Origin of the sequence: Aeromonas sp. FDAARGOS 1419 (genome assembly GCF_019047045.1) — a bacterium.
Taxonomy (GTDB): domain Bacteria; phylum Pseudomonadota; class Gammaproteobacteria; order Enterobacterales; family Aeromonadaceae; genus Aeromonas; species Aeromonas veronii.
This window is the reverse complement of record NZ_CP077209.1, coordinates 389,867-411,183: the sequence shown is the minus strand read 5'-3', so window position 1 is coordinate 411,183 and position 21,317 is coordinate 389,867. Positions and strand designations below refer to the sequence as shown.

Annotated in this window: 17 protein-coding genes; 7 read left to right on the top strand and 10 right to left on the bottom strand. The window is 60.4% G+C overall.

Going from position 1 to position 21,317, the window contains the following annotated elements:
• Nucleotides 1-183 precede the first annotated feature (183 nt).
• From I6L49_RS01790 to I6L49_RS01780, 3 genes are read left to right on the top strand one after another with little or no spacing between them, the layout of a single operon-like run.
• A complete protein-coding gene (locus I6L49_RS01790; RefSeq protein WP_216950465.1) occupies nucleotides 184-1,716 on the top strand; it encodes an efflux RND transporter periplasmic adaptor subunit in 1,533 nt (510 codons plus the stop codon).
• Nucleotides 1,713-4,841, top strand: coding sequence for an efflux RND transporter permease subunit (locus I6L49_RS01785; RefSeq protein ID WP_216950464.1), 3,129 nt, complete (start codon nucleotides 1,713-1,715; stop codon nucleotides 4,839-4,841). The genes I6L49_RS01790 and I6L49_RS01785 overlap by 4 nt, the downstream gene beginning before the upstream one ends.
• A 44-nt stretch (nucleotides 4,842-4,885) precedes the next feature.
• Nucleotides 4,886-5,239, top strand: a complete 354-nt coding sequence (locus I6L49_RS01780) for a copper-binding protein (protein WP_216950463.1) — start codon at nucleotides 4,886-4,888, stop codon at nucleotides 5,237-5,239.
• A 114-nt stretch (nucleotides 5,240-5,353) separates the two neighbouring features.
• Here the strand turns inward: I6L49_RS01780 and I6L49_RS01775 are convergent, their stop codons facing one another.
• From I6L49_RS01775 to I6L49_RS01750, 6 genes are all read right to left on the bottom strand, one after another.
• Complete coding sequence (locus tag I6L49_RS01775) at nucleotides 5,354-6,271, bottom strand: iron-siderophore ABC transporter substrate-binding protein (protein WP_216951569.1); 918 nt, start codon at nucleotides 6,269-6,271, stop codon at nucleotides 5,354-5,356.
• Between the two features lie 83 nt (nucleotides 6,272-6,354).
• A complete protein-coding gene (locus I6L49_RS01770; protein ID WP_076495127.1) occupies nucleotides 6,355-7,158 on the bottom strand; it encodes an ABC transporter ATP-binding protein in 804 nt (267 codons plus the stop codon).
• Nucleotides 7,158-8,195, bottom strand: coding sequence for an iron chelate uptake ABC transporter family permease subunit (locus I6L49_RS01765; RefSeq protein WP_139407168.1), 1,038 nt, complete (start codon nucleotides 8,193-8,195; stop codon nucleotides 7,158-7,160). The genes I6L49_RS01770 and I6L49_RS01765 overlap by 1 nt, the downstream gene beginning before the upstream one ends.
• 7 nt (nucleotides 8,196-8,202) lie before the next feature.
• Nucleotides 8,203-9,219: an iron ABC transporter permease gene (locus tag I6L49_RS01760; protein WP_139407166.1), complete on the bottom strand. Its 1,017-nt coding sequence runs from the start codon at nucleotides 9,217-9,219 to the stop codon at nucleotides 8,203-8,205.
• Nucleotides 9,220-9,329: 110 nt separating this feature from the next.
• Nucleotides 9,330-11,297, bottom strand: a complete 1,968-nt coding sequence (locus tag I6L49_RS01755) for a TonB-dependent receptor (RefSeq protein ID WP_216951567.1) — start codon at nucleotides 11,295-11,297, stop codon at nucleotides 9,330-9,332.
• A gap of 280 nt (nucleotides 11,298-11,577) precedes the next feature.
• Nucleotides 11,578-12,381: a siderophore-interacting protein gene (locus I6L49_RS01750; RefSeq protein ID WP_047439190.1), complete on the bottom strand. Its 804-nt coding sequence runs from the start codon at nucleotides 12,379-12,381 to the stop codon at nucleotides 11,578-11,580.
• Between the two features lie 324 nt (nucleotides 12,382-12,705).
• On the opposite strand from I6L49_RS01750, the gene I6L49_RS01745 reads away from it, so the two are divergent.
• Nucleotides 12,706-14,223: an HD domain-containing phosphohydrolase gene (locus tag I6L49_RS01745; RefSeq protein WP_202003528.1), complete on the top strand. Its 1,518-nt coding sequence runs from the start codon at nucleotides 12,706-12,708 to the stop codon at nucleotides 14,221-14,223.
• Nucleotides 14,224-14,316: 93 nt separating this feature from the next.
• Here I6L49_RS01745 and I6L49_RS01740 read toward each other — a convergent pair whose 3' ends face one another.
• Complete coding sequence (locus I6L49_RS01740) at nucleotides 14,317-15,582, bottom strand: TIGR03503 family protein (RefSeq protein ID WP_216950462.1); 1,266 nt, start codon at nucleotides 15,580-15,582, stop codon at nucleotides 14,317-14,319.
• The gene (gene dnaQ / locus I6L49_RS01735) at nucleotides 15,579-16,313 is read right to left on the bottom strand and encodes a DNA polymerase III subunit epsilon (protein WP_021231229.1); all 735 of its coding nucleotides are present in this window, start codon (nucleotides 16,311-16,313) and stop codon (nucleotides 15,579-15,581) included. The genes I6L49_RS01740 and dnaQ overlap by 4 nt, the downstream gene beginning before the upstream one ends.
• 79 nt (nucleotides 16,314-16,392) lie before the next feature.
• Between dnaQ and rnhA the strand changes: the two genes are divergently transcribed.
• Nucleotides 16,393-16,857, top strand: a complete 465-nt coding sequence (rnhA, locus tag I6L49_RS01730) for a ribonuclease HI (protein WP_005353268.1) — start codon at nucleotides 16,393-16,395, stop codon at nucleotides 16,855-16,857.
• Here rnhA and I6L49_RS01725 read toward each other — a convergent pair.
• Entirely contained in the window at nucleotides 16,845-17,567 is a 723-nt protein-coding gene (locus I6L49_RS01725) for a methyltransferase domain-containing protein (protein ID WP_216950461.1), read from the bottom strand. The two genes, rnhA and I6L49_RS01725, sit on opposite strands and share 13 nt — an antisense overlap.
• A gap of 72 nt (nucleotides 17,568-17,639) precedes the next feature.
• Here I6L49_RS01725 and gloB point away from each other — a divergent pair, with 72 nt between their 5' ends.
• Nucleotides 17,640-18,404 (top strand): hydroxyacylglutathione hydrolase, encoded by a 765-nt coding sequence (gene gloB, locus I6L49_RS01720; RefSeq protein ID WP_216950460.1) that lies wholly within the window; start codon nucleotides 17,640-17,642, stop codon nucleotides 18,402-18,404.
• Nucleotides 18,405-18,474: 70 nt separating this feature from the next.
• Nucleotides 18,475-20,028, top strand: coding sequence for a LysM peptidoglycan-binding domain-containing protein (locus I6L49_RS01715; RefSeq protein ID WP_216950459.1), 1,554 nt, complete (start codon nucleotides 18,475-18,477; stop codon nucleotides 20,026-20,028).
• A gap of 160 nt (nucleotides 20,029-20,188) precedes the next feature.
• On the opposite strand, the gene astE is transcribed toward I6L49_RS01715, so the two are convergent.
• On the bottom strand, nucleotides 20,189-21,214 hold the full coding sequence (gene astE, locus I6L49_RS01710) for a succinylglutamate desuccinylase (protein WP_182963554.1): 1,026 nt from the start codon (nucleotides 21,212-21,214) through the stop codon (nucleotides 20,189-20,191).
• Nucleotides 21,215-21,317 lie beyond the last annotated feature (103 nt).

The window sequence follows — 21,317 nt, the reverse complement described above, 5'->3', positions numbered from 1 at the left end:
ACAGCTGCGCCCCGTTTGCCGCCAGCCCCTTGGGTGATGCCTTGCACCTCACCCGATCGGCGGCCTGCAAAAGAGAAGACGTATTATGTCACCAGCCCACTTTTCACCGTCCAAGGTTGCTGCCTTCGCGGGCGCCTTATCCTCCTGCACTTTCTGCATGCAGATCCGCGCCGGAGGCCAGTCATGAACAAGACCATCCTGATGTCGGCCCTGCTGCTCGCCCTTGGCGCCGGTGGCGGCTACTGGGCCGCCAAACAGACCTCCGATGGCGCAAGCGCCAAAGAGAAGGCGCCCCTTTACTGGGTCAACCCCATGGATCCCCGCGACAAACGCGACGGCCCGGCCAAGGACAACATGGGGATGGACTTTATCCCCGTCTATGAGGAACAAAAAAACGGCTCGCCGGGCACAGTCACCATCAGCCCCGAGATCCAGCAGAACCTGGGGGTGCGACTTGCCAAGGTGGAGAAGCTGCCTATCCACCAGCAGATCGAGACGGTGGGCTATGTCGGTTATGACGAGGACAGGCTGGAGGCGGTCAACGCCCGCATGGCGGGCTGGATCCGCACCCTCGCCATCAAGAGCGAGGGGCAGCAGGTGAGCAAGGGGAGCCTTATTTACGAGCTCTACGCCCCGGATCTGGTCAACGCCCAGCACGAATACCTGCTCGCCCTCAACACCGCCAACCCACTGCTGCTGCGCGCCGCCGAGGGCAAGCTCAAGTCCCTGCAGGTGCCGGCGGATCAGATAGCGGCACTCAAACGCAGCCGTCAGGTGCGCGAAACCATCAGCATTTACGCCCCCAGCAGCGGTTATGTTTCCGAGCTCAAGGTGCGCGAGGGCCAGTATGTGGAGCCCGCTGCGGCGCTCTTTAACATCAGCACCCTCAAGCAGGTGTGGGTCAGTGCCGAGGTGTTCGAACGTCAAGCCGCCCAGCTGAAAGTGGGGGATCCGGTCACCATGACTCTCGACTATGCCCCCGGCCGCAGCTGGCAAGGTAAGGTGGATTACCTCTATCCGACCCTCGATGCCGCCACCCGCACCCTCAAGGTGCGGCTGCGCTTTGCCAATCCGGACGAGTTCCTGAAACCCAACATGTTCGCCAAGGTGAGCATTCGCACCGGACAGGGAGAACCCCGGCTGGTGGTACCGAGCGAAGCGGTGATCCGCACCGGCAGCCAGGACCGGCTGGTGCTGGCACTGGGGGATGGCAGCTTCAAGTCGGTGGCCGTCACCCTGGGCACCCAGTTTGGCGACAAGGTTGCCATCAAAGAGGGTGTTGAAACGGGGGACAGCATCGTCAGCTCGGCCCAGTTTCTGCTCGACTCCGAATCGGCCATCGATTCGGACTTCCAGCGCATGACGGCGGTGCGCCCTGCCCAGGTGTGGACCCAGGGCGAGGTTGAAAGTATCGATCTGGCCAACCGCACCCTGATGGTCTCCCACCAGCCCATCCCCGAGTGGCAGTGGCCCGCCATGGAGATGGAGTTCACCGTGGCCGACGGGGTCGACATCAGCAAGCTGGCCGAGGGGCAGACTCTGCATCTGCAGGTGATGCAGGAGGGGGATGAGTACCGCATCACCAGCATCCATCAGGAGCAAGCGCCGACAAGCGGCGACACCACCAAGCCTGCGGCAGATGAAATGGAGAAGATGGAAGGCATGGACCATAGCCAGCATCAGATGGCGATGCCCGAGATGGAGAAGAAGTCATGATCCCCTCGATTATTCGCTGGTCCATCGGCAACCGCTTTCTGGTACTGCTATTGACCCTCATGCTCACCGCCTGGGGGCTCTGGTCGGTGAAGCAGACCCCGGTGGACGCCCTGCCGGATCTCTCCGACGTGCAGGTGATCATCAAGACCTCCTATCCGGGCCAGGCGCCTCAGGTGGTGGAGGATCAGGTCACCTACCCGCTCACCACCGCCATGCTGGCGGTACCGGGGGCGACCACGGTGCGCGGCTACTCCTTCTTCGGCGACTCCTTCGTCTATGTGCTGTTTGACGACAACACCGACCTCTACTGGGCCCGTGCCCGGGTGCTGGAGTATTTGAGTCAGGTGGCCCCCAACCTGCCCGCCTCCGCCCGTCCCCAGCTCGGCCCCGATGCCACCGGGGTAGGCTGGGTCTATCAGTACGCGCTGGTAGACAGAACCGGCAAACATGACCTGAGCGAGCTCACCTCACTGCAGAACTGGTTCCTCAAGTACGAGTTGCAGACGGTGGAGGGGGTCTCCGAAGTCGCCACCGTCGGCGGCATGGTGCGCCAGTATCAGGTGCGGGTCGACCCGGACAAGCTGCGCGCCTACGGCATCCCGCTCTCCCTTATCGAGACCGCCATCAAGCAGGGCAATCAGGAGACCGGTGCCTCCGTCATCGAGATGGCGGAAGCGGAGTACATGGTGCGCTCCAACGGCTATCTGAAAAGCGTCGAGGATCTGAAGCAGATCCCGCTCGGTACCACTGTGCGCGGCGCCCCGCTGCTGCTGGGTGACGTGGCGGACGTGGTCACCGGCCCCCAGAGCCGGCGCGGTTTGGCCGAGCTCAACGGCGAGGGAGAAGTGGTGGGCGGCATCATCGTCATGCGCTACGGCGAGAATGCCCAGCACACCATAGACGGGGTCAAGGCGCGGCTCGCCCAGCTGAAAAGCAGCCTGCCGGAGGGGGTGGAGGTGGTCACCGTCTACGACCGATCCGATCTTATCCAGCGCGCCATCGACAACCTCTCCGGCAAGCTGGTGGAGGAGTTCGCGGTGGTGGTGCTGGTCTGCCTCGCCTTCCTGTTCCACCTGCGCTCATCGCTGGTGGTGGTCATCTCCTTGCCCATCGCCATCCTGACCGCCTTTATCGTCATGCACCTGCAGGGGATCAACGCCAACATCATGTCGCTGGGGGGCATCGCCATCGCCATCGGCGCCATGGTGGATGGCGCCATCGTGATGATCGAGAACGTCCACAAGCACATGGAGCGGGAGGCGCTCACCGACAAGAACCGCTGGCGCATCATCACCGAGGCGAGCATAGAGGTCGGGCCCGCCATCTTCTTCTCCCTGCTGATCATCACCATCAGCTTCCTGCCGGTGTTCGCGCTGGAGGCGCAGGAGGGGCGGATGTTCCACCCGCTCGCCTACACCAAGACCTATGCCATGGCGGCGGCGGCCGGGCTCGCCATCACGCTGGTACCGGTGATCATGGGTTACTTCATCCGTGGCAAGGTGCTGGCGGAGCAGGCCAACCCGCTCAACCGCTGGCTAAGCCAGGGCTATGTGCCTTTGCTCAAGGCCGTGCTGGCCCGTCCGAAAACCACCCTGGCCATCGCCGCCGTGGTGACGGTGGCGGGCTTCTGGCCGCTCAAGTACCTGGGCTCCGAGTTCATACCGCCGCTCGATGAGGGGGACATCATGTACATGCCCACCACAGCGGCCAATATCTCGGTGGGCAAGGCGCGGGAGATTTTACAGCAGACCGACAAGCTGATCCGCACCGTGCCCGAGGTGCAGAACGTGTTCGGCAAGGCGGGGCGCGCCGAATCGGCCACCGACCCCGCCGATCTGGTGATGATGGAGACCAGCATCCAGCTCAAACCACGCGACCAGTGGCGCCCCGGCATGACCCCGGAGAAGCTCAAAGAAGAGCTGGATTCCCTCATCCGTTTCCCCGGCCTCACCAACGCCTGGGTGCCCCCCATCAAGACCCGCATCGACATGCTGGCCACCGGCATCAAGACCCCGGTCGGCATCAAGATTGCGGGGCCGGATCTCAAGGTGATCCAGCAGCTCGGCCAGCAGCTGGAACAGATCGTCGGCAAGGTGGAGGGCGCCTCATCGGTCTACGCCGAGCGGGTGGCCGGTGGCCGCTACGTCAAGGTGGATATCGATCGGCTCAAGGCGGCCCGTTACGGCCTCAACATCGCCGACGTGCAGGCGGTGCTCGCCACCGCGGTGGGCGGCATGGAGGTGGGTCAGACCATCGAGGGGCGCGAGCGCTACCCCATCAACCTGCGCTACCCCCAGAGCTATCGCGATTCGGTGGCGAGCCTGGAGCTGCTGCCGCTGGTGACCCCGAGCGGTGCGCGCATCGCGCTGGCGGACGTGGCGCGGGTCTACATCAGCGACGAGGCCCCCATGCTGCGCAGTGAAAACGCGCGCCTCAACGGCTGGGTCTACGTCGACATTCGTGGCCGCGACATCGGCTCTTTTGTGGCAGAGGCCAAGGCCGAGGTGGACAAGCAGCTGGTGCTACCGGCGGGCTACGCCCTCACCTGGTCCGGTCAGTTCGAATACATGGAGCGGGCCAAGGCGCGCCTCGCCTACGTGGTGCCGCTCACGGTCGCCATTATCGTGCTGCTGCTCTATCTGGCGTTTCGCCGCTTCCAGGAGGTGCTGCTCATTCTCACCACCCTGCCGCTGGCGGTGGTGGGCGGGATCTGGACCCTCTGGCTGCTGGACTTCAACCTCTCGGTAGCGGTCGGGGTCGGCTTTATCGCCCTGGCCGGGGTGGCGGTGGAGACGGGTGTGCTGATGCTGGTCTACCTCAACCACGCCTGGGATGACCTCGTAGCCTGCGGCAAGCCGGACAAGGCGGGGCTGCACCGGGCGGTGATCCACGGCGCCGCCCTGCGCCTGCGCCCCAAGATGATGACGGTGGTCACCATCATCGCCGGCCTCTTGCCCATCATGTGGAGCCATGGCACCGGCTCCGAAGTGATGCAGCGCATCGCCGCCCCCATGATCGGCGGCATGGTGAGCGCGCTGGTGCTGACCCTCTTGGTGCTGCCAGCGGCCTATTACCTGTGGCGCAGCCGCAGCCTTGGCAAGGGCGCGAACCCGCAATCCGAATAACCCGATTTCACGATCCATATTGACTGAACGATGAGGAAACCATCATGAACTACAAGACGCTGACCCTGACATTGCTGCTTGGCCTTGCCACCCAGACCAACCTGCAAGCCGAAGAGATGATGCACCATGAAGGGCACGAGATGAGCCTGACGGGTGAGATGAGCGAACAGGCCGCAATGGTGATGACCAAGGGGGTCATTACCCGCCTCGATGAGGGGAGCGGCAAGGTCGGCATCAAGCACGAGGCGATCGAGAATCTCAAGATGCCCGCCATGACCATGGTCTTTCGAGTGGCAGATCCGGCCCAGCTCAAAGGGCTCAAGGTGGGGGATGCCATCCACTTTCATGCCGAAAGCCAGAGCGGCAAGCTCACAGTGACAGCCATCCAGCCGCAATAAACAGCTCTGGCTCGCCGAAGATGTCACGATAGACAGTGACAACGCAAGAGGGAGGCATCGGCCTCCCTCTTTGCTTGGTCAACTTTTTGGTCAACCCCAGCGGTGCGATGGCACTCAGCTGCGGGTTGCCAGCAACTGCTCCACATCTGCAATTACCTGCAATGCCGCCTGCGGGCCGCCGCTCGAAGTCCAGAGCGACCCGTCCACGGCGCCAAAGCGCTTGGCCTTGATCACCGGCAGCTGCTGGAACGCCGGGGTCTGCTCCGCCTGACGCATGGCATCCACCGCATCGCCGGTAGCGCTCAGGGTACCGACCACCAGCCAGTCAGCATCCAGCAGGTTGAGGGACTCCAGACTCAGCGCCGGTGAGTGGGGCGCGCCGGTACCCTGCTGCTTGCTTGGGCGCACCAGCCCCATCGACTCCACTACGCTGCTGGCAAAGGTGCCCTGATACATGAAGCTCGGCCCCTTGGGGTTCCAGCGCACTATGCTGATGCTCTCCCCCTGATGTTTGGCCAGCTTGCTGCGAGCCTGAGTCAACCGCTCGGCATACTGCAGCAAGAAAGTATCCGCTTGCTGGTCGCGGTTAAGGGTGTGGGCGGTGCGGCGGAAGCTATCCTGCCACGGCTCACCCCACTTGCTGGTCACCACGGTCGGCGCGATCTCCCCCAGCAAGGTCAGCAGCTCGGGACGGGTCTGGCCGGTCAGGATAAGGTCGGGCTCCAGCGCAATCAGCGACTCCAGATTGGGGCTGTCGAGATCGCCGATCACCTTGATATCGCTTACCCCTTTCTCCAGCAGGTAACGTGGCATGGTGGGCTGGCCACGGCCATTGACGGCGCCGATGGGGGTCAGCCCCAGGGTCAGAGTGCTGTCGAGTTCGAGCTCGCTCAGCACCACCACCCGCGTTGGCTGGACTGGCACCTGCACCTTCTGGCCAAACGCATCAGTCACTTCACGCATCTCCTGCGCCTGAACCAGCGGCGCGGCCAGCATCAGGATGGCTGCTGCCAGGGCGGCAAAACGCTTCATCATCTCACTCCTTCTCGTTGCACGGCCCGGATAATCGGCCGCGTGAATATACTCGGCGGGCCCACAGAGCAGGCCCATATGACTCAACTCGCCGAACGCAGGGTGCGGCCATGTTCGTGGCGACGGGGCACGATAATGGGCGCCCCGTCGCCGGGGGCATGCAGAATGTCGACACTGGTCTGGTAGAGCCGGTCGATTAGATCCTTGGTCACCACCTCCCGGGCCGGGCCCATAGCGGCAATGGTCCCCTCGCCGATGGCGATCAGCTCGTCACAGTAGCGGGCCGCCATCGCCAGATCGTGGATCACCAGCAGCACGGTTTTGCCCTCGGCGGTGATGCGATGGATCGCCTCCATCACCTCGGTCTGGTGACCGATATCGAGGGCGCTGGTGGGCTCGTCGAGCAGCACCATGTCGCTGTCCTGCGCCAGGATCATCGCAAGCCAGGCCCGCTGCGCCTGCCCGCCGGAGAGGGACGCTGCGCTCTGCTGCCAGATGCTTTCAAGCTGCATCCGCTCGCAGGCAATACGCACCATGCGGGCATCCTCCTCACCCCACTGATTGAACCAGCCCTGATGAGGGTGGCGGCCATACTGCACCAACTGCTCCACCAGAATGCCGGCAGGCAGGGTTGGCCGCTGGGGCAGATAGGCGAGCTCCCGCGCCAGCCCCTTCATGGGGTAGCTGGCAAGCGGCTTGCCTTTGAGCAGGATCTCGCCGCGTTGGGCTTTCATCTGGCCGGATAGCAGCTTGAGCAGGGTCGATTTGCCGCAGCCGTTGGGGCCGACGATCCCCACCAGCTTGCCCCTCGGCACGCTGAAAGAGATGTCCCGCAAAATGGGGGTCTGCTGATAGGCGAAGTGGAGGCGATTTACGGTGAGCGTCATCAGTCAGCCCTCTGGCGATCGTTAACGAGAAGAAACAGCAGCAACAGGCCGCCGAGAATGCGGGTCATGATGCCGGTCGCCACCTCGTGGGGGCTGGCCAGCACCCGGACCAGGGTATCGCTGGCAAGCAGCAGCAGGGCACCGCTGAGTGCTGCCAGCCAGAGCGGCACCACCCGGTCTTTCACCAGCCAGGAGGCAAGAATGGGGGCCGCCATGGCGATAAAGACCACGGGGCCGCCGATGGCGGTGCCGAGCGCTGCAACCAGAATGGCCTGCGCCAGAACGCCCAGCTGCACCCGATCGCCGTTGACGCCAAGCCCTCTGGCCATCTCGGGGCCAAAGCGCAGCACCGCCAGCGAGCGGGAGAGATAGACGATCCACGGGCAGAGCAGCAGCAACAGGATGGCGATGGGGGTGATGGTGCTGTACCCCACGGCGATAAAGCTGCCCATATTCCACAGATAGAGGGAGCTCAAATGCAGCAAGGCCTGAGTGGACATCACAAACTGGCCGAGCGCCTCGAACAGTTCGGAGAGACCGATACCTATCACCACGAACAGATAGCCCTGCTCACCCGGTTTGCGGCAGAGGGCATAGAGCACCAGCGCCGCGAAGATGGCGCCGATGGGGGCAGCCCACCAGGGCCAGCTGCCCACGGTCAGGTAGAGGGAGAAGACGATGATGGCCAGAGAGGCCCCGTTGTTGACCCCCACCATGTCGGGTGTGGCCAGCCGGTTGCGAACCAATGTTTGCACCAGACAGCCCGAGAGCCCCATGGCCGCCCCCGCCACCACCACCCCAAGGATGCGCGGCAGCCGAATCTTGAACAGGGTGAGCTGCTCAAGCCGGGTCCCCTCCCCCAGCAGGGTGTTGACCACCCCGGCCAAGCCAAGCTTGCCGCCGCCAACGCTCAGGGCCAGCAGAGCCAGCGCCAGCAACGCCATGGCCAGCAGAGCCAGCCAGCGCCAACTCGGCAGATGGATCAGCAAAGAGCGGTTGCCAGCCCGCAGGCAAAGCATATCGATAGGTGTACGCATCAGCCCCTCACTTGACGGTCAGCAGGGTACGAAAGCCCCCGCGGTGGACAATGGCGATCAGTACAGGCGCGCCAATCAGGGCCAGAATGACCCCGTTGGGCAACTCGAACGGCTGGATCAGCCAGCGCGCCAGAATGTCGGCCAACAGCAGAAACAGCATGCCGAACAGGGCGGAGAAACAGACCTGCACCGACAGCTTTACCGGCTCCACCAATCGGCCACAGTAGGCGGCCAGAAAGCCGACAAAGCCGATGGGGCCGGCGATAGCGATGGCACTGGCGGTAAACAGAGTGGCGGCCAGCAGCACGCCAATTCGCACCCGGTTTGGGCGGATCCCCAGCGCCTGGGCCTGACTGTCCCCCATCTGCATCAGGGTCAGCTGGCGACAAAGCAGCAAGGTGATGACAAACGCCGCCAGCACGAAGGGCAGTACGGCAATGATGGCATCGAGATTGGCCGCCGACAGGGAGCCTAATACCCAGAAACGGTATTGCTCCAGCACCATCTTGTTGGAAAACAGCAAGAAACTCGACAGACCACGAAATGTTGCCGAGAGGGCTACCCCGACCAGAATGAGCTTGAGAGGATTTGCGCTGCCAGTAATAGTGCTGAGTACCAGCACTATTACGTTGCCAAACAGAGCACCAAAACCAGCCCAAATCAGGTAACTGTAAGCTGATTCCGCTCCAAACCAGGTGATCCCCACCACCAGTGCAAATACGGCCCCTTCACTGACCCCGAGCAGGCCGGGTTCCGCCAGCGGGTTGCGGGTCGCACTCTGCAACAAGGAGGCCGCCAGAGATAAAGAGGCGCCGACCACCATGGCACAGAGGGTGCGCGGCAGTCGCAAGGTATTGAGCACCATGGCGAGCTTCTCGTCGCCAGCCCAGCGGGCATCCCCCATCAGGTAGCCGAGCACCTCGCGAGCACCATAGACACCCGCACCGGTGGCGAGCGAAAGAGAAAGCAGTACAAACAGGAGGAACAATCCCAGCCAGAACAGCGAGGTCTGGTCTCTAAACACCCTTTAACTCCTTATGGTGGCAATACGCATGTTGTTGAAATAAAAGCGGTCACCCGAGGTGATCCCCTGACAACAACGGAAGCCCGCCAATGCGGGCTCCCGTTCAGCCATTACAGCTTGTAGGCCACACCGGCATAGACAGTACGCCCATCGAGAATTTGATCGGCCTCGGTGGCAACCCAGTCACGCTTGGTATTGGTCAGGTTGTTGAGTCCGAACTTCAGATCCAGTGCCCGAGTTGCGTTCCAGACTGCCCCGACATCCAGGGTGTGGAATCCGGCGGTGGTCTCATAGGTGGTGCCGCTCATGCGCGGAACCGGAAGGATCTGGCTGCCGGTGTAGTTCCAGCCGAGCTGTGTACTCAGGCTCTCGATGACCTGCCACTCCAGCTTGGCGTTGGCGGTATGCTCCGGCGTCCGATAGAGATCCTTGCCGCTGGTCTTGTCCTCCGCATCGATCAGGGTGACGTTGCTGGAGAGGGTTAGGTTATCGGTGAGATCAAACCAGCCGCTCAGCTCCATCCCCTTGATGCGGGCCTTGCTGACGTTCTGATAGGTCATCACCGCCGGACGCCAGGTGGAGGTCCATGCCTCGCTCTGGATCTTGTCCTTGATATCGTTGTGGAAGGCGGTAACCCCGGCCCCCCAGAACGAACCATCGTAGGCGGTGCCCAGCTCGTAGCTGACGGCGGTTTCCGGTTTCAGATCCGGGTTGCCCACCACGGCGCAGCGACCGCGACAGGCAGCTACGGCATAATCCGGGTTGGACTGGGCAATGGTCGGCGCCTTGAACGCCTTGCCAATGCCGCCCTTGACCACCCAGTTGTCCGTCAGGCTGTAGAGGGCATAACCGCGGGGGCTGAACTCGGTGCCATAGGTCTCGTGGTGATCGACCCGGCCACTCAGGGTCAACGCCAGATCGCCAAAGCCAAACTCATCCTGCAGATAGAGCGCGCTCTGGTTGACGCTGACATCCCCCCCCTTGAGGTTGACGTTATGCTTGAGTTCGGTGATGCGGTACTCGGCACCGCTGGTCAGCAAGTGACTACCCAGGTTGCCGCTCAGCTGGCCATCGAAGGTGTGGTTGGTCTGGCTCACATCGCCGCTGCTCTTGCTCAGCGCCGTCATCAGCTCGGAGTCGTCAAACAGGTCAACCTGCTCGAAGGCATAGCCGACCCGGCTGTCGAACTGCTCCCAACGGCCGACGTGAGTGGCATTGAGCCCCAGTCGCTCCATCTGCTGGATATTGCGCGGCGTCTGGCCGTAGTTGTTCCAGTGGGCCTCGCGATCGTCTTTGGCGTAGTTCATCCCTACATCCAGATCCTGACGATCATCGATCAACCATTTGACGTTGGAGAGGATCCCCAGCTTTTCACGCTGCTCGATGGCATCTGCCTTGGGGTTGATGCTCTGCTCGCTCTGCCAGGCATCCCGGTGATTCCCTTCTACCACCAGGTTGGCCAGCAGCTTGTTATCGATCAGCGCCCCGCCCACATAGGCGCTCGCCTTGTTGATAGTCCCGCCGTGACCATCGGTGGGATCGCTAAAGGTATAGGTGGCAGCCGCTTCGGTCTTCTCCACGGGTTGGCGCAAGATGACATTGACCACCCCACCCAGCGCATCGGCACCGTAGAGGGAGGAGATAGGGCCACGGATCACTTCGATACGCTCAATGGCCGCCATCGGGATGGCGGAGAGATCGAAATCATTGCCATAACCGGAGGTAAGAGCATCGCGGGAGCTGATACGCCGGCCATTGACCAGCAACAGGGTGTAATCCCCCTCCAGCCCGCGCAACTTGATCTCGCTGCGGCCGTAGCTGGTAGCAGGGCTGATATTGACCCCCGGCAACTGTTTCAGAGCGCCGGTCAGATCATTGACATTGAGCTTGTCGAGCTCGGCCCGGGTTACCACAGAGACGCTGGCCGGGGCGGTCAGCTCGCTGTGCCGGGTTTTACTCGCCGTCACCACCATAGTTTCATGAGCGGCGACAGGCGCAGTCCCTTGGGCCAGAACTGGCAGGGTAAAAAGGGACAACACCAGCGGATGCACTGCAAATCGTCGGGATGATGTACGCATCATCAACACTCCACATAAAACAACCAGGGCCAACACCACCGACATCCCTGTCTGACCTCGCCAGACCCGGTGCAAAGTGATGGAGTTCATTGGCATGAACAGTCTCGTTCATGCCCCATCACCCCGAACATCAGTGCATTACGGCAGGCCCTGCGTTGTGCTATGCCACTCGCAGCCATCATTAACAAAAGCGCCGTACCGACTGACATCGGGACGGCGCAATACTAAATGCAAATCATTTTTATTTGCAAGAGTGAATCAGGTATTCTTTCGCATCCGCTTAATTATCCATCACATCGTGACGGGTCTGGTGATAGGCCTCTTCACTCTTGCCCCGGCGCCAGTACGGCACGGCGTAGAGCGACTGGCGATCCACCTCGAGCACAGACCGAAAATGGCGGCGCAGCGGCAGCACCAGCGCCTCTTCCCCACCCAGCCAGAAGAAGCCACCATCGCGCACCAGCGGCAGAGCAATCACATGTTCCAGCAGGCCACTGGACTCGGGCTCGCCGACAAACCAGTGACAGCGAACCCCGACCGGCAGCGTCAACGGCTGAGCATCGGCCTGATCCGGCACCAGAATCGCAATTTCCCCTCTGGCATCGGCAGGCATCACCTCACACATCGCCATGATGGCGGGCAAGGCGGTGAGATCCCCCACCAAGCAGTAGTGATCGGCCGGTTGCAGCATGGGGTTGGGACCACCCGGCCCGGAGAGGATCACCTTCTCTCCCGGCTTGGCATGGGTAGCAAAGGCGCTGGCGGGCCCGCCGTCACCGTGCAGCACGAAGTCGATATCAATTTCCTGCTCATCACGGCGAAACGCTCGGATGGTGTAGGTGCGGATCACCGGCTTGTCAGCCGGGTCACTCCAGCGCGGGCCGCTCGGGGTCATGGCAGGCAGCACCGGCTCTACCTGATGGGGCTGGGCCAGCATCACCTTGATATGGGCTCCACCGCAGGTAAAGGGATAGTCAGCCAGTTCGCTGCCACCAAAGGTGATGCGACGCAAATGGGGGGTGATCTGGGCAATGGCTTTGACAGTCAGCAGACGGGGGCGATTGGGAGGCAGAGATGGGGACACGATGGGGCTCCTCGTTGAGTGTGTCGCCCATGCTACACGCAAATAGGAATTACTATCAAATAAGATTATTTCTCGTCTAATAGCTACAAGCTGGATTCAAACATCCCCAACCACTGGCGTCCACACCCCAATCCAGACATAGGCTTTATGCACGCTAGCTCCATGATTGGGCAAAGAAAGCAGCCGGACAACGCCATAGTTACGAAGGGTTCCATTTGCTTATTTCGACCATAGTTTTTCGAGATCAAATTTTATTTCCCAATAAGTTTCCTATCCTTAGTGAAGCAGTTAATGTAAGCACAGGATGCCAAACAGGATTGTATGATGGATGACCAGATCCTGATTATTGATGATGACGATCTCTCCCTCCCCGACGCACAGCAAGCGGGCTGGAAGGTGATGATTGTTGACGATGAGCCTGAAGTGCATCGCATCACCAAAATCACCTTGAACAAATTCGAGTTTGACAATCGCCCCATCGATTTTCTACATGCCTATTCCGCGGCGCAGGCCAAAGAGTTGCTGGCCACCACCCCGGACGTTGCTCTGTTGCTGCTGGACGTGGTGATGGAGGTCGACCACGCTGGCCTCGATGTCGTCAAATACGTCCGTGAAGATCTGCAAAACAAGATGGTACGCATCGTGTTGCGTACCGGCCAACCCGGCCAGGCGCCGGAAGATGACGTGGTCACCAACTACGACATCAACGACTACAAGGATAAAACCGAGCTCACCTCCCAGAAGCTGCGTACCCTGCTGCGGGCCAGCCTGCGATCCTATCGGGATATTCGCACCCTGGAGAGTAACCGCCAGGGGCTGGAAAAAGTCATCGAAGCCTCCAAGGGGATCTTTGAGAAACGGGCCCTGCGCCAGTTTGTCGAAGGCGCCCAGGAGCAGCTCAGCGCCCTGCTCCATCTGGGGGAAACCCAGATATACGACGTCAAGCAATGCGCCTATGAGGTGAAGGATCAAGTATTGGAGCCCCTGCTCCCCGGCCATCCCGCCATGCTCCTCACGGACGCGCCGGAGATCCTGCGCCAGGCCATGAGCAAGCGCAGCAACGTCTATAACGCCACCCAGATGGTGCTCTACTGCCAGAATCCGCGCCACCACCTGCTGTTCCACATCGAGACCACCCGCCAGCTCAGCCAGATCGATACCAGTCTGCTGACACTGTTTACAGAAAACATCATAGTGGCGCTGGAGAATATCCGACTCAATGAGGTGATCGCCGACAACCAGCGGGAGATCATCTATCGCATCGGCGAACTGGTCGAAACCCGTTCAAAAGAGTCAGGACTGCACGTCAAACGGGTCGCGCTCTATACCGAACAATTCTGCCACCTGATGGGCATGAGCGAAGAGCAGAGCGAGCTGGTGAAACGTGCCTCGCCGCTCCATGACATTGGCAAGGTGGGAATTCCCGATGCCATCTTGCACAAGCCGGGCAAGCTGACACCGGAAGAGTGGGAGATCATGAAAACCCACGCCCAGCTCGGGCAGGATATGCTCTCCGGCAGCGATCTGGCGCTGTTTCAGATTGGTGCCACCATCGCTGGCAATCACCATGAGAAATGGAATGGCAGTGGCTATCCCCGCGGTCTGAAAGGGGCGGATATTCCGCTGGAGGGGCGAATTGTGGCGCTGGCTGACGTGTTCGATGCCTTGGGTTCGGATCGCTGCTACAAGAAGGCGTGGCCGCTGGACAAGGTGCTGGCCCTGATTGAAGAGGAGAAGGGGCAGCATTTCGACCCCCAGCTGGTCGAGCTGATGATGGCCAATCTGGACAAGTTCCTCGAGATCCGCGAGCAGAACAAGGATGTCTATATCGGCGAACACTGATAGCCAGCTTGTTCTGTTTATGAACTCAAAAAAACCGCCCTGCTTATCAGGGCGGTTTTTTATATCTGGCATCACGCCACTTCAGTACGAGGGTTACTGCTCTGGCAGATTGAGATCCAGCTTGGCAGCCGGTTGTCCGGCTTGCTGATTCTCGGCCTGCGCAGCGGCCAGAGCACGCTTCAGAGCACGCCGTTTTTGTATCACCACAAACCCGACCCCACCCAATACCGCCAGCAGCACACCACCACCCGCCAATGCCCAGATCAGCCAGCCCATTTCCTCCTCTGCCGGAGTTTCATGGGTCGCCTCGGCGCTAGATACAGGAGCTGCGGCCGACACCACCTCTACAGGAGGCGGCGGTGGCGGGAAGACATTGAAGGTTTTCACCGGCAACTCGATTTTCAGCTCACGGCCGAGGCGAGTGGTGCCATAGAGGGTTGCTTTCACCTCATGCTGACCGACCTCCTTGATGTTGGAGAGATCGATATCAAGCTTGGGGTCGCTGGCGGTCTCGCTGAACTCGTAGAGGCCGCCCACATTGCTGGTCACACTCCCCTTGACCACCACGGAAGCGGGATCCAGCTCATCACGGTCGATTAGCAGTGAGAGCTTGGCACCCAGCTCATCCGAAGGCGGCGCCAGGTTATAACTGAACGGATAGGGGTAAAGCAGCACATCCTGATAACGGGCACGGACAAACACCTGATTGCCCGTGCTGAACATGGCGCGGTACTTTCCACCGGGAATATCCTGCAGCGTCACTTCAGCCGTCATGATGCCATCGCCCGGCACTTCGTCGAGCCCCTTGCCATCATCGCGATAGTGGCCAAGTACTTGATCCAGCACGACCTCTTTCTTATCGGCATCGCTGAACGATTGCAGCTTGATGGTCATGCCAAGATCAGAGAGATAGTATTTATCTTTCGGCGGCTGGCCATTGATCAGCAACCACGCCTTGAGCTTGACCACCTCCCCCTGATAGAGCTGCATCGGCAGGGCGGCGATATCGAGCCGGATATCGGAGAGAATGCGCACCCGGTTATCGGGATCCACATCGCCAATCGCCTGCCAGGGGCCCGGCATGGGATTGCGCAGGGTAATGAGATCATGCTCCGGCAACGCCAGCCAACCCACATCTGCGGGTTTGACCTTGCCCACGTAAAGCTTGCTGCCATCGGGGCGAACCAGGATCACGGACGGGGTGCCCGGCTTGCGCTTGATGATGAAGGTTATCTCCTTAACCCCATAATCGATGCGAAAGCGGTTATCCAGCAGCGGGATGTCGGAGGGAGCAAACACTTCGGTCGCCGTCGCCCCCAGCGAGAGCAACAGCAGCAGACCGGCACACCACTTGCTCATTGCCGCCACAGACAACTTCCTCCCTTCTTCTGTACCAGATCCAGTCTCGCCTCGTGCAGGGCCTGAACCTCGGTGCTGGCACGCACCACCTTGAGGGCGGGTCGGTTGCTCTCCAACCGGCGAATGCTGGTGTCCTGATTGTTTTCGTTTTCGTTGCTCTCGGTGGCCAGATTGAGTTTGGTCTGGCCGCCGGTCATCAGCAGGTAGACGTCCGCCAGGATCTCCGCATCGAGCAGAGCCCCGTGCAGGGTACGGTGGGAGTTGTCGATACCGTAACGATCGCACAGCACATCCAGGTTGTTGCGCTTGCCGGGGAAGAGATCCCGCGCCATCGCCAGGGTATCTGTGATGGTGCAGATATCCGCCGTCTTGAAGTTGAGTCCGAGCTTGCTGAACTCGTAGTCCATGAAGCTCACGTCAAACGGTGCGTTGTGAGCGATCAGTTCGGCGCCGCGAATGAACTCGAGGAACTCGTCGGCGATCTGGCTGAACGACGGTTTGTCACGCAGAAACTCGTCGGTGATACCGTGCACCTGGATCGCTTCCGGGTCGACCAGACGATCAGGCTTGATATAGACGTGATAGTGGTTACCGGTCAGCTTGCGGTTGATCACCTCCACACAGCCGATTTCGATAATGCGGTGCCCCAGATAGACAGGGCCGCCCGCCGTATTCATACCTGTGGTTTCAGTATCCAGAATGATCTGGCGATTCAGTTGGGGTGTGTTCATGATCCAATCTATGTCAAACTTCGGCTTTACTTACTCGCTAGTTTACCCCAAGCCTCATGTTAAAACAGATTGATTGCTCATGTTAAAACAGATTGATGTCTATACCGACGGCTCCTGCCTCGGCAATCCGGGCCCGGGCGGTTACGGGGCCGTGATGGTCTACGGCAAGCACCGCAAAGAGATTTCCGCCGGATTCAAGTTGACCACCAATAACCGGATGGAGCTGATGGCCGCCATCATGGGGCTGCGCACCCTCAACGAACCGTGCAAGGTGCGCCTCACTACCGACAGCCAGTATGTCCGCCAGGGGATCACCCAGTGGATCATCGGCTGGAAGAAGAAAGGGTGGATGACCGCCAACCGGCAACCGGTCAAGAACGTCGATCTCTGGAAGGAGCTGGATGCGGAAGTGGGTCGCCACCAGATTGAGTGGCTCTGGGTGAAGGGTCACTCCGGCCACCCGGAGAACGAACGGTGCGACGAGCTGGCCAGAGAGGCCGCCTGCGGCAAGGATCTGGCCGAGGATACCGGCTACCAGCCCTGACGGGCCATTCCCGGTGTGGCGAGGGACTTTGGCAATTGCCAGCGCCGCCTCACCGGGATCAGTGGAAAGCGCCGTTTACGTGCCGCAATCACGTATACCGATGCAAACGCCCTGCAATAATCCCGTCCGATACTCTCCTGCCACCAACTGTGCCAGCTCTGTTTCCCCATAAACGAGTAACCAAAGCGCTCGTCGAACATCACCTCACATCCTAGCAGATGCAGCCAGTCCGTCACCCGCCCCGGGGTGAACATCCGTGCCGACCAGGGCATTCTGCGCCGCAAGAACGGCACACAGTGACCGATCCCGACCAGACTCATGGGGTTATAGCCACTGATGATCAGCCAGCCATCGTCGGTCAGCACCCTTTCGGCTTCGCGCAACACCTGATGGGGATCGGCAGAGAAATCGAGACAGTGAGCCAGCAGGCAGGCATCGACGCTGCCGGTCCGTACCGGTAGATCGAGGGGGTCGCCATACATGTCGAGCAGCCGCCCGCCGGGGGCAACCCCGATCTGGTGACGAATGGAGGAGCGTTTGCAGGAGAGTTCAGCGCTCAGAGCGCCAATTTTCAGCAGATGATACCCAAACAGATTGGGACACCAGTTGTCGAGTCGATCCTGGATCTCGGCCGCCACCCAGTCCCCCATAGGCAATGCAGACCAGCTGGTCGGGATCTCGATTTGTTGTTCGGTACGTGCCACCTGCATAATAGGGCTCAACTCGGGGTTTCGAACGCCATCCTGTTATATAAGATACCCTCCCTAAAGAGAAGCAGACTCATGTATCCAGTGATCACAGTTCCAGCCTTTAATGACAACTACATCTGGTTGATCCGCCACGAAAATCACTGTCTGGTGGTCGATCCGGGCGATGCCGCCCCCGTGCTGGAGCGGCTCGAGGCATTGGGGCTGGTGCTCGATGCCATCCTGCTGACCCATCACCATCACGACCATGTCGGGGGCGTCACCGACCTGCTTGCCCACTTCCCCCACGCCCGGCTCTATGGCCCCAAACTTGACCCGATGCCGGATCACCACGGTCAGTGGCTGGAAGATGGCGATCAGATCAACTGGCACGGCCTCGCCCTCGAGGTGATCCATGTGCCCGGGCACACTCGCGGCCACATCGCCTACCACGGTAACGGCATGCTGTTTTGTGGCGATACCCTCTTCTCGGCCGGTTGTGGCCGCCTGTTTGAAGGGACGCCGGAGCAGATGTACCACTCGCTGCAACGACTCGCCGCTCTGCCCGATGAGACCCTCATTTATTGTGCCCACGAGTACACCCTCTCAAACCTGCGTTTTGCCTATGCGGTCGAGCCGGACAACCCGGCGATCCGCCGCCAGATCGGGCTGATCAGCAAACTGCGGCAACAGGGGCTGCCAAGCCTGCCAAGCCGGCTGGGTGACGAACGCGCTTTCAACATTTTTCTGCGCTGCGAACAGGATTCAGTGAAATTTTCTGCTGAAAAGCACGGGCTAAAATGCGTGGAAAATCCGGTAGATACCTTCACCATCCTGCGTCAGTGGAAGGACGTTTTTTGAACAAACCTTGATCAGGGGGCCATTGCCCCTTATGATGCGAGCTGTTTTTCCTAAAAATGACCGGAACGAGATGAAGGTACGAACGGCCTTATTGGCAGCGCTGTTGCTCAGCGGCTGCCAAAACCTGAGCCATCAGGATGACCGGGCGCTAACGGCAATCGAGCCGATCAAGTCCCCCCAGGTCAAGAAAAAAGCGCATAAAAAACACTCTTCCCATTTTCTGTTTGGCGATGAACAGCTGGACGAAATGGAAGATACGGACAATCTGTGGGTGCGTATCAGCGATGATATGCAACTGGAAACTCCGGACAACCCGCGCATCCGCCAGCAACGTGAGTGGCTGTTGCGCAATGATAAGCATCTGGCGACCATTGCCAGCCGGGCTGAACCCTACCTCTATCTGATGGTAGAGGAGATTGAACGGCGTGAGCTGCCAATGGAGCTTATTACTGTCCCGATGATCGAGAGCATGTTTGATCCCCATGCCCGATCCCGCAGCAATGCCGTCGGTCTGTGGCAGTTTGTGCCAGCGACAGGCAGAAACTTCGGTCTGCGCCACGACAACTGGTATGACGGACGGCGCGATGTGCTGGCCTCCACCAATGCGGCGCTCGACTATCTGGAATACCTGAACCGCTTCTTTGACGGTGACTGGCTGCAAACGCTGGCCGCCTACAATGCCGGTGAAGGACGGGTGCGCAACGCCATCCAGCGTAACCAGCGCGCAGGCAAACCGACCGACTACTGGTCGCTCGATCTGCCCCGCGAAACCCGGATGTATGTGCCCAAGATCCTCGCCATGGCTGACATGATCAGCAATGCTGACAAGTACAATATCCAGTTGCCGGTGCTCGCCAACGAGCCGAAGCTGCGAGTGGTGGAGACCGGCAGCCAGATCGATCTGAATGTGGCCGCCCAACTGGCCGGTCTGCGTACGTCACAGCTCAAGGAGGTCAATCCGGCCCTGAGCCGTGGCGTGATGTCGCCCCGTGGCCCTTACCGCCTGCTGGTACCGGTAGAGTATGCCGATACCTTGGAGCTGGCACTGGCAGATCTGCCCAAGAGCGAGCGTATTCGTACCCGCTCCTATCAGGTCACCAGTGGCGATACCCTGTCGCGCATCGCCCAGAATCATGGCGTCAGCGTGAACGAGCTGAAGCTGGCCAACAATCTGCGCAGCAACAACCTGCGTCGCGGTCAGCAACTGGTGATCCCGACCCACGGTCAGGTCAGCAACAAGGCCAGCTCCGCCAGCAAACCGCAACAGCTGGCAAGCCGTGGCAGCAGCCAGAAGGCCAAGGTCAGTTACAAGGTGCGCTCGGGTGACAACCTGTGGAGCATCAGCCAGGCACACGGCGTCTCCCACGAAGAGCTCGCCAAGTGGAACGGTCTGAATGCCAAGTCGGCGCTCAAGCCAGGTATGAAGCTGGTGGTCTATCCCAAGCAAGGGAAGAAGAGCGACAAATCGATGGTGTATCAGGTTCGCCGTGGTGACTCCATCTCCTCCATCGCGGCTCGCTTCCAGGTGGCCATCAACGATGTGATGCGCTGGAATCAGCTGGATAAAGGGGATTACCTCAAGCCCGGCCAGGAGCTGACCCTGTTTGTGAAGAACAACAGCTAAGCCACACCACTTGAACCCGATAAAAAACGGGGCCAGTCATCTGACTGGCCCCGTTTTTTATTACTGCGGCTAACCGCTGCTGTGTCTGAACCACCGACTAAAACAATGGCTTGGCGCCGCCTGCGGATGCATCACCGCTCTGCAGGCAAAACTATCACCGCTATTCCCAGAGCCTTGTCGGCACCACCATCAGCACGGTGCGCTGGCCAATCGCCACATTGGCATTGGGGAAGACTACCGCCTCACGCGGCTTCTCGACTGTGTAACGCAGCTCGCCATCCTCGGCCAACACGAACCCTTGGGGGAATTCGGTGAAGTTGTCCACATCGCTGGCGAACAGGAAGCGAAAGTCCGCCGATTTTTTGGTGATCACCCGATCGATGGCAAACAGGGTGAAATCATCCGCCCGCCACGGCTCCAGCGCCACCTCATCCTGAGTGACCAGCTCCTGCAGCGCCTGACGGGTTTCGATAAAGCGGGTCATATCGTTCTCGCCAAACGGGCGCACCTTACCCAACTCCACCGTAAAGGCGTGGGCCCCATGCTGGCGGGAGCTGTAGTAGCTGAAGGTCGTAGTCGGGCTGGCGGAGAGCAGTATGGTGCGCACCCCGCAGGCACCGAGGAACTGCACCTGCTCGCGGCAGTGGGGCCGCTCGTGGGGAAAGGGGTAGACGGCAAACTTCTCGTGGCGCGAGCCGCGAATGGCGGTGTGCAGGTCGTAGTGGTAACGGGGACGAGCCGGATCGGCAAAGAAGCGGCTCACATACTGCTCAAGGCGCATGGCGCGGATCCGCTCCCGATTGCAGAGCCCCTCCCCCTTGCTGTGGGCACCGGAGAAGAGCCGGTTCATGTTCTCCTCCACCTCCCGCAGCCCCAGATTCATCGCAGCCGGATTGCCAAACAGGAACAGCACCCGATGGCGGGCGCTCAGCTCGCCTGAGAGCAGACGACTCAGCAGCTGGTTGCAGATCTCGATGGGAGCGGTCTCGTTGCCGTGGATGCCGCAGGAGAGGACGATATCCTTGCGTCCTCCCGGCTGGTCGTCCGTGCCACTGGCAGGCTCCAGACAGAGCACGCCCGTATCCCAGACGCTGACCCGCGCACCATCGGGCAGGGCAAATTCAAAGGGCTCAAGCTGCCACTCATGGCTGCGGGTCAAGGCCAAAAAATCGTGCTGGGGAATCATCCGTCTCACCCTCTTGCGCTGGAATACTATGGCCGGATTATACGCAAGGCATCGCGGCTTAAAATCGTTTTTTAAACAAATTCAAACATTAACGATACAAGTG